Genomic DNA, 13442 nt, shown 5'->3' on the forward strand with positions numbered 1-13442 from the left:
AATTTCCTGCTGGCGCAGTCTTCCGATGCGCAGCATGGGATCGGAGGCTGTTGCATGGGAAGGCTCGGCGAGGCCGTGGTCGATCCGGAATGCCGGGTCTACGGTTTGGAAGGACTGCGGGTTATCGATGCGTCGATCATGCCGCTCGATTGCCAGGCAAACACCAATCTCACCTCGATCATGATTGGCGAAAAAATGGCCGACAGCCTGCGCCGGTCCATCTGACAGCTCGAGGGCAAGCCCGCGCACAAGGCGCGGGCCTTGGAGTCAGCGGGTGATATCCACGGTAATCGTCTTCAGGTCGCACATTTCCATCAGCGTGTGCCGGCCCCCGGTGCGGCCGAGGCCGCTCTGCGTCCCGGCGGCGCCGCCGGCAGGAATATGCGGCTCCCAATAGCAGCTCATCTCGTTGATGTTGACGATGCCGACCTTCAGGCTTTCAGCAAAGGCAAAGGCGTTCTTGATGGTGCTGGTGAAGACCGCGGCCGACAGACCGTAGGGGCTGGACGCCGCAAGTTCCATCGCCTCCTCGTCGGTCTCGAAGGTCAGCACGGGTGCGATCGGCCCGAAGGATTCCTCGACATTGAGCAGGCTTTCCCGGGTCAGTCCTGTGACGATCGACGGCTCGAAATAGAGATTGGTGGCAAAACCCGACGCCACATTGCCGCCGGTAACGATCTCGGCGCCACGCGCGCGGGCGTCCGCGATGTGGCTGAGTACCTTGTCGACGGCCACCGCATTGTTGATCGGACCCATCGTCGTCGCGGGATCGAAAGGGTCGCCCATTTTCACCTGCGCGGCCGCTTTCACGAGACCTTCGATGAAACGGTCATGGACGGATTTATGCACCAGCACGCGTTCGGTGGCCGTGCAGATCTGCCCGGCATTGGCAAAGCAGCCGGCCCCGACCTGGGCGGCGGCCATGTCGATATCGGCATCGGCCAGCACGATGGTCGGACCGTTGCCGCCCATTTCGAGCAGAAGCGGCTTGCCCGCTCCACGCCGGGCGATCGTCGCGCCTGTGACAGAACTGCCGGTGAAGCCGATGGCATGGGTGCCCGGATGAACGACCGCCTCGTCGCCCACCTCCGCACCGTCACCCAGAACGAGATTGATGGCGCCGTCCGGCAGGCCCGCCTCGATGAAGCATTCGACAAGTGCCGTGGCAATCAGCGACGTCGTCGGCGCCGGCACCCAGACGACGGTGTTGCCCGTTGCGATGGCCGGTCCGAGATAATAGAGGCAGGGCAGGGCGAGCGGGAAATTCCAAGGTGTGATGATGGCAAAGACACCCTTCGGCTGCAGGAAGCTGAAGGCGCGCTTGTTGGCATCGGCAAGCGGAAACGCCGCCGTCTCCAGCCACTTCATCTGCTCTGCCGCATTGCGGAAACCGAGAGCTGCCGCCGATGCTTCGGCCTTTGCCTCGCTGTGGAAGGGTTTACCCTGTTCCAGGCAGAGCAGGCGCGCGAGTTCCTCGGCGCGCCTGTCGATCGCGTCGGCGATGCGCATGCACAGTTGAGCGCGTGCGAAGGTTCCCATCTTGCGCATGGCCTCGCGTGCGCCTTCGGCGGCTTTCACCGCGCGGCCGACATCGGCGCGGGTGGAAAGTGAGAGATAGCCGAGGTGCTCGCCCGTCGACGGACTGTCGATTTTCAGGAACTTGCCGGAGCTGCCGGCAATCCACTCGCCGCCGATACGGTTGATGCCGATGCGGGCGGCTGCTTCCGGCTCCGAGACGATCGCCATGCCGCGCAGGTTGGGGCCTTCGAGAGAAGATTTGAAATGGACTGTCATCATGCGTTCCTTTGGCCGAATTCGGATTGGATGTTCAAAATGGCGGCGCGGCTGCGTTCCACGGCTGCGATGAAAAGTCTGCTGCCGGCCTCCGCGCCCGCCTGCGACGGCGTACCGATGACGCCGTTGCCGCGGATGGCTTCGAAACGGCGCCAGACGGTGACGGCCGGCGCGGCGTAAAGGTGAGGATCCGGCCAGGATGGCGGGGTGCCGCCCGGCGGGATGAGATCGCGGCGAACGCTGTCGCCAAGCACATGCATCATCAACGAGGTTTCAAGCGCGCAAGCGTGACCGGTGCCTGTAGCGGCATCGGGCAGGGCCTCCGCCGCCACGTCGGCGATGAGATCGAAATACGAGAAACCCGCGGTGACGATGCCACGCTGGCCAAGGGTGGTGATCGCCACCTGGATCGCGGCGCGGTTTCCGCCATGGCCGTTCAGCATGACCGGCAGGAAGCCGTCTTCGGCAAGGCAGGTGCAGAGATCGACGAGAACGGCGATGAAGGTCTGCGGGCTGAGGCTCATGGTGCCGGAGAAGGAGCGATGATGCTCGGACGAGCCATAGGCGAAAGGTTCGGCGACACGCATGGAGGCCTGTCCTTCCGCCGCGGCGAGCGCAACCGCTTCCGCAAGCCAGCAATCGACGCCGAGCGGCAGATGGGGGCCATGTTGCTCGACAGCGCCGAGCGGCAGAATGACGACGGGTTTATGCACGCCGGCTGTCGCGTGTCTTTCCGTATCCGGCGAGGTCATCAGCGCAAAGCTGGACCCAGGCGGGATCGGCAATGCCGGAACTGGCTCGCTCATCGTGCTGCCTCGACAAGCCGGGCCTTGGCGTAGGTCATGCCGGAATCGGCCAGGAGAGCGACCATGATGATTGCCCCCTTGTAGAGTTCGAGGCTGGACGGGTCCGTGCCGAACACCCGAAGCGCCGTCGTCAGCAGGCTGACGATCAGGGCGCCGACGACCGCGCCCCACACCGTTCCCCGTCCGCCGAAGATACTGGTGCCGCCGAGCACGGCAGCGGCGATCGCGTCCAGAAGCAGCGAGGTACCGCCGATATTGGGCGTCACGACAGGCACCCGGCTGATCATGATCACAGCCGTCAGGAAGACGAAGATACTGGAGGCGCAATAGACGAGGATCGTGTGTTTCGTCACCGGGATGCCGGCAAGTTCCGCGGCTCCGGCATCCGACCCGAGCGCATAGGTACGCAGCCCGAAACGGCTGTGCCGCATCAGGATTGCTGCTACGGCGACGATCAGCAGTGTTGCGAAGATGACATTGGGAATGCCGAAGCTGCGCTCGATGCCGACCGCGCGAAGCGTCGGATCCTTCAGCATCAGGACGCCTTTGGAGGCAACCGCAAGCGTTGCGCCCTGCAGCGCGACCATTGTGGCCAGTGTCGTCACGAAGGGCGGTATCTTCAACAGTGCGATAACGGCGCCGTTCGCGAGGCCGATCACCACCATCACGGCAAAGCCGACGAGCAGGGCAAGCGGCAGGCTGGCGCCGCCGTCGATCAGGCTGGCGATGAAGACGGCGCAGAAGGCGACGCCGACGCCGGCGGACAGGTCGATGCCCGCCGTCAGCAGAACGATTAGAGCCCCAAGCGCCAGGATGGCGATCGGGGTCGCCTGGGCGACGATGTTGATGAGGCTGGCGGTTGAAACGATGCGGGCGTCGATGAGCGCGAAGATCGCCAGCAGGATGACCAGCAGGATCAATGGCGAGAGGTCGAGAAAGCGCCTGCACCAGATGTTCTGTTGGCGGGTCATGAGGATCCTCTCATCGGATGTGCCAATCTTCGACCGGTTCGCGCAGGCCTGATTTGACGCTGCGCAGGATGGCATCATTGACGGCGACGGCGCGCAGGGCGTCGCCGACCGGCATCACGAAAGGGGTGTCGTCGCGAACCGCCGAAATGAAATGGTGGACCTCCTCGAAGAGATCCCCGGTGATACGGCCATTGACGGTCGGCCAGTGCAGGGCGTCGGGTTGCGACCACTGTCCACGCGACAGGATGCGTAGACCGTGGTCGCGCACGTCGAGGTCGATCATGCCTTCCGTGCCGATGATTTCCGTGCGTGCCCAGATGCCGGTCGGAACGGTCGGTGGCAGCGTCCAGCCGAAATAGAGCTGTCCGCTCATTCCGTTCGACAGCTCGACGGTGGAGAAGATCGCGTCTTCGGATCGAACTCCGAGCGAAGGCATGAGCTTGGCGACGGGCCGAGAGTAGACGGCGATGATGTCCGAACCTGAGATCCATTGCAGCGCATCGACGTCGTGCACGCCGAGGTAGAAGCAGACGCTCGAGTTTCCGTTCATGCGAAGACCGACTTCGCGATTGGTGAAACGGCCGCTGCTGCCGTGGATCGGCTCGCCGATCCGCCCGGATTTCACCGCTGCCGCGGCCTCGCAATAGCGCGGGTCGAACCGCAGGATGTGGCCGACCAACAGGCGCGCGCCGTTTCTCTCCGCCGCTCTAGCAATCGCCTTGGCAGCGGAAAGATCGTGAGCCATCGGTTTTTCGAGCAGCACCGGCTTGCCGGCATCGAGCAGCGTGCGGCAGACGTCTTCATGCAGCGTGTCGGGTGCCGCCACGATATAGGCGTCGGCGGCATTGGCGGCCAGCGCGGTGGCGGCATCGCGGAAATGCCGGGCACCGAAATCGGACGCGGCCTTGCTCCCCGTGGCAGCATTCGGATCAACGAATGCCGACAGTTCCGCGACAGGGCTCGCGGCAACCACCTGCGCATGCAGGAGGCCCATGTAGCCGGCACCGACAATGGCGATCTTCAGTTTGCTCAAAGGGTTCTCCTTACAGGCATGGTGCAAGGTTGAATGCTGGCCGGGGTGCGCAGGCTGGCGGTGTGATCGTGCGATCACCGAAGGCCAGCGTCATCACGTCTTCTTCCGTCGCCCCACGAGCCAGCGTGCCGACAGAGTGGCCTTCGCGCATGACGACGATGCGGTCGGCAACGCCGAGAACCTCGGGCAACTCGCTCGACACCATGAGGATCGCCGCGCCCTCGGCCTTCAATCTTGCGATCAGGTGATGGAGTTCGGACTTCGCGCCGACGTCGACGCCGCGTGTCGGCTCGTCGAGCAGGATGATCTTCGGTTTGGTGGCAAGCCATTTGCCGATGACGACCTTCTGCTGATTGCCGCCCGAAAGCTCGATGGTCATTTTGTCGGGCTGGGCCGGCCGCACGCCGAGTGAGCCGATGAGATCGCGGGCGAGTGCCAGGATGCGGCGAGGTCTCAGCAGGCCGAAGTGACTGTTGTCGCGAATCCAGGCGAGGGACAGGTTGTCCCTGATCGACATCGTGCCGACGAATCCTTCCAGGTGCCGGTCTTCGGGTATGTAGACGATGCCGGCGCGATTGGCGGCCTTGGTGTCGCCGCCGGTCTGCTGCCCGCCGAAAATTCTGAGCGTGCCGCCATGCATGGTCTCGAGGCCGGCAATCAGCCTGAGCACCTCGGAGCGGCCGCTTCCCATCAGGCCGGCGAGCGCGACGATTTCGCCCCTGCACACGCTGAGCGTGGCCGACTTCAAGAGCTTGCCATCGGAGATGTTGCTGATTTCGATCGCGGTTTCGCCGACTTGCGCTTCGAGATAGGGGAAGATGTCGCCGACATCGCGCCCGACCATCATCGAGACGATCTCGGCCTCGCTGGTCTGGCGGGTCTGGCGCTCGCCGATGAAGCGCCCGTCACGCAGAACGACGACGCGGTCGCACTGGCTGAAGATCTCTTCCATCTTGTGGGAGATGTAGAGGATGCCGGCGCCGCGAGCTCTCAGCCTGTCGATCAGGTCGTAGAGCTGATCGCGCTCGCGGTTGGAGAGCGCGCTGGTCGGCTCGTCCATGATGAAGAACCAGGCATCGGACAGAACGGCACGGGCAATTTCCACCATCTGCCGGTGCCCGACGGAAAGCGTTCGCAGCTCCGCGCCAATGTCGATATCGAGCGACAGCTCGTCCATGATGGATTTCGCATCGCGCCGCATCCGGGCCCGGTCGAGAAATCCCAGGCGGGTATGCGGTTCGCGGCCGATGAAGAGATTCTCGGCCACCGTCAGGTCCGGCGAAAGGCTGAAATGCTGATGGATGACGCTGATGCCCTTGGCGTCGCTGGGGGAGTGGAACTGGACGGCGTTGCCGTCGATCATGATCTCACCCTCGTCCGGGCGATGCAGACCGGAAATGCACTTCACCAGCGTCGATTTCCCGGCCCCGTTCTCGCCGGCAAGTCCCACCACCTCACCGGCCGAGACGGCAAAGCTGACACCATCGAGTGCCTTGACGCCCGGAAAAGACTTGCCAAGCCCGCGCAAGGCGATGCTGTGTTTGCCGACCGGTGTTGCGGCGATGTTGCGGGGCGACGGGGTGGACTTGCGGCCACCGGTCTTGAACAGGGCGGCGACACTCTCCGGCTGGCTGGTGAGAACTGCCACCAGAATGAGGCTCGCGGTCACGAAATAGATCAGGATCTGCGGCACCTGCAGGAAGGACAGGCCGGTGTTGATGACGCCCAGCAGCAGCGCCCCGATCGCCGTTCCCCAGATGGAGCCCTGGCCGCCGGACAGTTTCGTGCCGCCGATGATCGCGGCTGTAATGGCTGTAAATTCGAGCCCGGTGCCGGCAAGCGGCTGTGCCGAACCAAGGCGGCCGATGGTGAGTATCGCGCCGAGCCCGGCCGTTGCGCCGGCAATCAGATAGACGGAAATGCGCACGAGGTCGACGGGAACCAGTGAGGCCCGCGCCGCGCCCGCATTGCCGCCGACCGCATAGATCCAGCGCCCGTACACCGTGCGATTGAGCACGAACCACCAGAGGCCCAGGCAGATGGCGGCGATGATGACGGAGACCGGCAGGAGGCCGATCGTCTCGCGTCCCGCGAAAAGCAGGACCGGATCGGCGATCGCGATGCTGGATGCGCCGGAGAGGCTGAGCGCCAGGCCGCGCGCAAACGCCATGGTGGCGAGCGTTGCGATGAATGGGGAGATGCCGGCAAAGCCGATCAGCGTTCCATTGAGCAGACCGATTGCGGCACCGCCACCGATCGCGGCGAGAAGGCTCAAGCTCGCCGAGCCGGTTGCCGTGTAGGCAAGACCCGCTGCGATGCCGGAGCAGGCAAGATTGCTGCCGACGGAAATATCAATGCCGCGCGCGATGATCACGGCCGTCATGGCAAAGGAGATGAGGGCGATGACCGCACTCTGCTGCGCGATGCTGACAAGATTGCCGGTCGACAGAAAACGCGGATCGATCCAGCCGAAGACGGCGATGGCGACCAGTAGCACCGCGATGAGAACCGGTTCGTTGCGCCGCAGTAACGGAGAGGTCCAGGACTGGAACATGGGTCGGTCCTCTTATCGAGCATCATGCGCGGTCACCACGGAGCGGCGACGGCGATCGTCAGGAAAAGGGGACGCCGGATGATACGTCATCCGGCGCTTGAGCCGCTTTTAGGCTGTTACTTTGCCAGGGTCATGGCGGTCGCCGGAACCTTGGGACCGAGTTGCTCGGTATAGTTCTTGGCTTCCACCGCCTCTTTGTCGGTGTTGATGTATTCGAAGGTGAGGCCATCCGCCTTGAGCTTCGCGGCCGTCGCATCCGAGGTCACGAAATAGGTCGGCATGTAGAGATCCTGCGGCAGCTTTTCGCCGTTGGCCAGACGAGCGGCAACGGCGATGTTCCAGTAGCCGACACGATAGGCGCCGGTCAGCACGTCCATCACCATCTTGCCGTCGTCGATCAGCGGCTTCATCTCGGCGTCGCCGTCATAGCCGCCGTAGAGCAACTGGGTTCCCATCGAGCTGGCAACGGAATCGGCGGCCAGGCAAAGGCTGTCGGAGATGCAGCCGATGGCCTTCAGATCCGGATAGGTGGTGAGCCAGGTCTGGGCGGCATTGGTTGCCTTGGCTGCGTCCCAGCCGGTCGGCTCGATGCCGACAACCTTGATGTCCGGAAACTCCTTTTTCAGGGTTTCGACAAAGCCTTTTTCGCGCGTGTCGGACACGAAGTTGCCACGCGAACCGACAAGCAGGGCGACTTCGCCCTTGCCGCCAAGCGACTTGCCGAGCGCGCGGGCAACCATCGACATGTTGTCGTAGTCCGGATAGAGCGTCGAATAGTTCGAGCCGGCCTCGACCTTGTTGCCCATGGTGATCACCGGAATGCCGGCGGCGGTGGCTTTCTGGATGACCGGAATGACCGCGTTCTTGTCGATCGGATCGATCAGGATCGCGCTGACGCCCTGATTGATGAAATTCTCGATGATGCTGACCTGTTTTTCCAGACTGCCCTCGGCGCTCTGCCAAGTGGATTTCACCCCATAGTCGGCGGCAGCCACGTCGCCCGCTTCCTTCATGCGGACGAAGAAGGAGTTCTGCAGGTCGATTGCCGCAAGCCCCAAAACCTTTTCCGCGGCAAGCGAGGGCGTCGCGATGGCGAGTGCGAGCAGAGCAATGGATGCTTTCAGGGAAATGCGCATGTTTCAGTTCTCCTCTTGTTGCGACAGGACGATTCTTCGCCTCTTTTTCATGTCCCGCACGACGACCGTCCCAGTGACAGGCATTCCGGCGGTATTTCGCGGCACTCGTGCCGTATTCATGTCAGGGCCGCGTCTGCGTGGACCGGCCTTGCTCAACCTCAGCCATTCAGGCCCTCGACACCGGCGCCACAGACAAGCCCGGCGATGCGGGCGCCGCGCGGTGGCTTGAAAGCGCCGCTCATCAAGGCGGCCAGCGATGCCGCGCCGCTGAGGTCGGCGGCGATGCCGAATTCGAACCAGAGCAATTCAGCGGCCTTCTGCATGTCCGCATCCTCGACAAGGACAATGTCGTCGACGTGCTTGGCGACGATCTCGTAGATGCTTTCGTCCGTGCGGCCGCAGGCCATGGTCGCCACCTTCGTCGTTATCTCGGGCAAGCGAACCACACGGCCGGCAGCCAGGGAGGCGTGAAGGGTCGGTGAACCGGTCGGCTCGACACCGATGATCCTGGCTTCGGGTTTGACGTGCTTCAGGACTTCGGACATGCCGCTGATGAGCCCGCCACCGCCGATCGCCACGATGTAGATGTCGGCATCGGGAATCTGATCGACCATCTCCAGCGCCACGGTTCCCTGACCGGACACGATCTGCGCATCGGCGAAGGGATGCATGTAGAAGGCGCCGCACGCCTTTGCCTCGGCCGATGCAGCCTCATGCGCTTCATCCCAGACATTGCCTTCGAAGCGAACGTCAGCCCCCCATTTGCGAAGCTTTTCCGCCTTCAGCGGGCTTGCATTGTTCGGCAGGTAAATGGTGGCGGGAACGCCGGCCCGGGCAGCCACATAGGCGGTGGCCAGGCCGTGATTGCCACCGGATGCGGCGATCAGTCCGTTTTCGATCCGGCTTGGCTCGAGCGTTTTAACCCGGTTCGTGGCGCCCCTGATCTTGAAGGAGCCGCTCACCTGGAGGCATTCCAGTTTCAAATAGACATCATTTTGAAGGTTTGCGCCCGTGGCATGGTCGAGCTTGACGACCGGGGTGCGCCGTATGAAGGGGGCAATGCGCCGGGCAGCCGCCATGATGTCCTCATGGCTCATCGGTCAGTGCCTCCGGATATTCGTTGGCAAGCACGAAGCAGCAATTCCCCGGACGCACGCGGCCGGGCTGACGCTTGGCGAAAACGATGCCGTCGATGGGGTGAAGGAGATCGATGGGCGCGCGTGACGGCGTGTGGAGGAAGTGAATGCGTCCGGCAAGGTCGCCTTTGCTGACGGCACTGCCGAGCGGGCTCAAGGGTTCGAAGACACCGTCCTCCTCGGAAAGCAGATAACCTTCGCTTCCGGGAACCTTGAGCACGCGCGCGTTGGCGCCAGGGGCGATGTCAGGCGCGCCTTTCAGGACACCTGCATGTTTCAGCACATTGCGGATGCCCCTGCGGCAGATGGCCAGCGCATCCGGACTGACAAGGCCGCCGCCGGCCATCTCGCTGCCGATGACGATCAGTCCCTGGTGGTTGGCGGACGCGGTCGAGGTCCGGGTTTCACCGAGATTGTCGACCATGACAACGGTCGGTGCCCCGAAGGCGAGCGTCGCCTTGATGTTCTTGCGATGCCCCTGCGCGGTCGGGGAGGGCTCGATGATCGCGCTCGGCAGGATCATCAGGGACGAACCGCCGGAATGGAGATCCAGGAAGTAGTCGGCCTTCGGAAACAGGATGTCATGCACATAGGCCGCGATCTGGCTTGTCAGCGTGCCGTTGAAATCGCCCGGAAAACTGCGGTTGAAATTCAACCCGTCGACCGGGGAGGTGCGGGTGCCGGCCTCGACGGCCCGAATGTTGATGGCCGGAATCGCAATGATGCGTCCGGCAATATCCCGTGGATCGATCTCGCGCAGAAGCTCGCCGAGCGCGATCGGCCCCTCATATTCGTCGCCGTGGTTGCCACCCTCGATCAGGACCGTCGGACCGTCACCGTTCTTGATGACGGCGAGCGGAACGCGGACCGTGCCCCAGGCATCGTCGTGCGGCGATTGGGGCACATGGAAGAAGCCCATCTGCTTGCCCTCGCGATCGAAATCGACGGACGTGTAAACACTGTTGTTCCGGGGAATGATGGTCGCGCGGACAGTGTTTGCAGGTCTCTGGACGGTCATCGGGTCGGCCTCGAAATTCATTGTCCCCGTCATCATGTCAGTTTTATATATGGTGTCAAGTTTGGATATAAAACCAATGGCAATTCCGATTTCTTGTCTCTATCGTGCGGGACCACCGGGGATTCTTCGAATGGCAGATGACGCAAAAGAGAGTGGCAAACCGACCTATTCGGCCCCGGCGCTGACCAAGGGTCTGGATGTCCTGGAACTGCTGGCGGAGGCGCGGGCGCCCTTGACGATGAAGGAGATCGCGGAAGGCCTCGGCCGTTCGAAGAATGAGATTTTCCGGATGCTGATCGCGCTGCAGGAGCGTCAATATATCGAGCGCAACGCCGAGACCGACGCCTATTCGTTGACCGACAAGCTTTTCAAGCTGGGGCTGCACACGCCGAGCGCTCAGGATCTCATGTCCGCCGCCATGCCCGAGCTGACGCAGATTGCCGGGGACTCAAATCAGTCGCCGCACCTGGTCGTCTTCAATCATGGCTTGACCGTCGTGACCGCGGCCGCTCCCGGCGGCGAGGACATGGCGTTCACGCTGCGCCTCGGCTACGGCCGCCTGGCCACCGACGCGACCTCCGGCCATGTGATACTTGCCTTCCAGTCACCAAAGGTCGCAGCGCGGATGATCGATGAATGTGCGGCGCATTCACCGGCGCCGCTGGATCGTGACGCGCTGGAAAAGCAGCTTCGTACCATCCGCGCGGACGGCTACTGGATGCGCGAGAGCCGCGACTTCGTCGGCATCACCGATATCTGCTGTCCGGTCATCGGGCCGGACGGCAGTGCCGTCGCCTCCATCATCGTCGCCTATATCAATCGCCATACGCGTGAAAGCCGCCATGCCTATACTCTGGAGGTCCTGCGGGCTGCCTGCGATCGCATCTCCATGAAGCTGTCACCGAGGGTTCGCTAAGGGATCGTGATGCGCTGAGGGCGCGGCGAAGCACCGTCCGCTGGCCGTTTGCACCGGATTGATAATACCAGTATAGGTCCAGTCAGGAATGTTTTGATCCTGGGTGCTTCTCGCGCGGGAGGAAGGGCAATGACAACCGTGAACCTGATCGGGCTTGTCAGTCGGGAAATGGAAGCGACAGCGTCCGATGTGCCGCTTTACAGACGGTTGAAATCGGCGATCGAGGCGACGATCCGCTCCAACGCGTTGAAAGCCGGCGCGGTTCTGCCAGGCGAGCGGGTTCTGGCGGAAGCCCTGTCGATCTCGCGAGTCACTGTGAGAAAGGCCCTGGCGCTGCTCGAAGAGGAAGGGCAGCTCAATCGCCGGCATGGTTCCAAAACCGAGATCGGGTCGCGGGTCGAAAAATCGCTTTCGACGCTGACGAGCTTTTCGGAGGACATTCTGGCGCGCGGCCTGAAGCCTGGATGTCTATGGCTTTCCAAGCAGATAAGCCGCCCATCCCCGGCCGAAATGATGGCCTTGGGTATTGCAGGCAATACCAATGTGGTTCGCATGCGTCGTGTGCGGACAGCCGATGGCGCGCCGATCGCCGTCGAGGTCTCGGCCGTGCCGGTTCGCTTCCTTCCTTCGCCCGGGATGGTTCAGGATTCCCTTTATGAAGCGCTTGATGCACGCGGCTTCCTGCCTCAGAGGGCAATCCAGCGCATGCGCTCGCGCGGCGCATCGCTGGAGGATGCAAAGCACCTTCATTGTGACGCGGGCGCACCGCTGCTGATGACCGAGCGCCGCTGCTTTCTCGCCGACGGACAGATCGTGGAATACTGCGAGACACGCTACAAAGGAGACGTCTACGATTTCGTCTTCGAGCTGCAAAGATAATACCAGTTATGAACTGGTTGTAATCTGGTATTTTCCATTTATCGTGATGGCGACAAGGGAGTGCCGACGTGCAGCGGGAAGACATTGCCAACAGTCTCATCGTGTCCTGCCAGCCGGTTCCCGGCGGCCCGATGGACAGTGCGCAATTCGTGACGGGCTTTGCCAGGGCCGCTGTTGAAGCCGGAGCCAAGGCCCTGCGCATCGAATCCGTGCCCTATGTCGCGGCCGCCCGCCTGACCGTCCGCGTGCCGATCATCGGTATCGTCAAGCGCGATCTCACCGACAGCCCGGTGCGCATCACACCCTATCTGGCCGATGTCGAGGCCCTGGCCGAGGCGGGCGCCGATATCATCGCTTTCGATGCGACGGAGCGTGTCCGTCCCGTTCCTGTCGAAGCGCTTGTGAAAGCCGTCAAGGCCAGGAACAAGCTGACCATGGCCGATTGCTCTTGCCTTGACGATGCGCGCCGGGCCCTTGCCGCGGGTGTCGATTTCGTCGGCACGACGCTTTCCGGCTATGTCGGCGGGCCGGAGCCGCAGGATCCGGATATCGCCCTCATCGCTGAAATGCGAACCCTGACCCCCTACGTCATTGCCGAAGGGCGTATCCGGTCGCCTGAGCAGGCGGCTGCCGCCGCGCGCGCCGGCGCCTGTGCCGTGGTTGTCGGCTCGGCGATCACCCGTACCGAGCACGTCACCTCATGGTTCCACCAGGCGCTTTCCGACGCCTATGCGGCGAGGGGCGCGCAAACCGCCCTTGGCACAAGTGTCCTGGGCCCAACCGTTCTGGGCCCATCCGTCCTGGGCCCATCCGTCCTAGGCATCGACATCGGGGGAACCAAGACCATGGCCGCGCTGGTCAGCGATGGCACGGTGATCGAGGACAAGATCGTGCGGACCGCGCGAGAGGCTGGACCCGACGCCTGGCTGGCATCCCTCGCGCAAAGCACGTCAGCCTGGTCGAGCCGCTTCAGCCGCATCGGCATTGCGGTGACCGGACTGGTGCAGGATGGACGCTGGTCGGCATTGAATCCGGCAACCCTTGGCATTCCCGATGACTACCCGCTGGTCGAAAGGGCATCCGCTGTTTTCGGCAAACCGGTCTGTGCGTTCAACGATGCCCAGGCGGCTGCCTGGGGGGAATACAAATTCGGCGCCGGGCAAGGTCGCGACATCGTCTTTTTGACCATCTCGACCGGA

At 63.0% G+C, this 13442-nt stretch carries 12 protein-coding genes; 4 read left to right on the forward strand and 8 right to left on the reverse strand.

Translation table 11 applies throughout. The features are described 5' to 3' along the window. On the forward strand, positions 1-225 hold a 225-nt coding region (locus tag EN893_RS03910), incomplete at its 5' end, for a GMC family oxidoreductase (protein ID WP_245490797.1). A 42-nt stretch (positions 226-267) separates the two neighbouring features. On the opposite strand, the gene EN893_RS03915 is transcribed toward EN893_RS03910, so the two are convergent. From EN893_RS03915 to EN893_RS03950, 8 genes are all read right to left on the reverse strand, one after another. Continuing rightward, complete coding sequence (locus EN893_RS03915; RefSeq protein WP_245465942.1) at positions 268-1797, reverse strand: aldehyde dehydrogenase family protein; 1530 nt, start codon at positions 1795-1797, stop codon at positions 268-270. Next, positions 1794-2600: a creatininase family protein gene (locus EN893_RS03920; protein ID WP_127271522.1), complete on the reverse strand. Its 807-nt coding sequence runs from the start codon at positions 2598-2600 to the stop codon at positions 1794-1796. The genes EN893_RS03915 and EN893_RS03920 overlap by 4 nt, the downstream gene beginning before the upstream one ends. Further along, complete coding sequence (locus tag EN893_RS03925) at positions 2597-3571, reverse strand: ABC transporter permease (RefSeq protein ID WP_024503985.1); 975 nt, start codon at positions 3569-3571, stop codon at positions 2597-2599. The genes EN893_RS03920 and EN893_RS03925 overlap by 4 nt, the downstream gene beginning before the upstream one ends. A gap of 10 nt (positions 3572-3581) precedes the next feature. Then, complete coding sequence (locus tag EN893_RS03930) at positions 3582-4604, reverse strand: Gfo/Idh/MocA family oxidoreductase (protein ID WP_127271524.1); 1023 nt, start codon at positions 4602-4604, stop codon at positions 3582-3584. A 10-nt stretch (positions 4605-4614) separates the two neighbouring features. Then, positions 4615-7158, reverse strand: coding sequence for an ATP-binding cassette domain-containing protein (locus EN893_RS03935; RefSeq protein WP_127271525.1), 2544 nt, complete (start codon positions 7156-7158; stop codon positions 4615-4617). 116 nt (positions 7159-7274) lie between these two features. After that, on the reverse strand, positions 7275-8294 hold the full coding sequence (locus EN893_RS03940; RefSeq protein ID WP_013530435.1) for a sugar ABC transporter substrate-binding protein: 1020 nt from the start codon (positions 8292-8294) through the stop codon (positions 7275-7277). 158 nt (positions 8295-8452) lie between these two features. Next, a complete protein-coding gene (locus EN893_RS03945; RefSeq protein ID WP_127267074.1) occupies positions 8453-9391 on the reverse strand; it encodes a threonine/serine dehydratase in 939 nt (312 codons plus the stop codon). Next, a complete protein-coding gene (locus EN893_RS03950; RefSeq protein WP_236382703.1) occupies positions 9381-10484 on the reverse strand; it encodes a succinylglutamate desuccinylase/aspartoacylase family protein in 1104 nt (367 codons plus the stop codon). The genes EN893_RS03945 and EN893_RS03950 overlap by 11 nt, the downstream gene beginning before the upstream one ends. Positions 10485-10524: 40 nt before the next feature. Between EN893_RS03950 and EN893_RS03955 the strand changes: the two genes are divergently transcribed. The 3 genes from EN893_RS03955 to EN893_RS03965 all read left to right on the forward strand — a co-directional run. Then, on the forward strand, positions 10525-11364 hold the full coding sequence (locus EN893_RS03955) for an IclR family transcriptional regulator (RefSeq protein WP_164749416.1): 840 nt from the start codon (positions 10525-10527) through the stop codon (positions 11362-11364). 129 nt (positions 11365-11493) lie between these two features. Further along, on the forward strand, positions 11494-12243 hold the full coding sequence (locus EN893_RS03960) for a GntR family transcriptional regulator (RefSeq protein WP_128361408.1): 750 nt from the start codon (positions 11494-11496) through the stop codon (positions 12241-12243). A gap of 68 nt (positions 12244-12311) precedes the next feature. Continuing rightward, on the forward strand, positions 12312-13442 hold a 1131-nt coding region (locus EN893_RS03965), incomplete at its 3' end, for a putative N-acetylmannosamine-6-phosphate 2-epimerase (RefSeq protein ID WP_128361409.1).

Origin of the sequence: Mesorhizobium sp. M7A.F.Ca.CA.004.04.2.1, assembly GCF_004022825.1 — a bacterium.
In the GTDB taxonomy this organism is placed as follows: Bacteria; Pseudomonadota; Alphaproteobacteria; order Rhizobiales; family Rhizobiaceae; genus Mesorhizobium.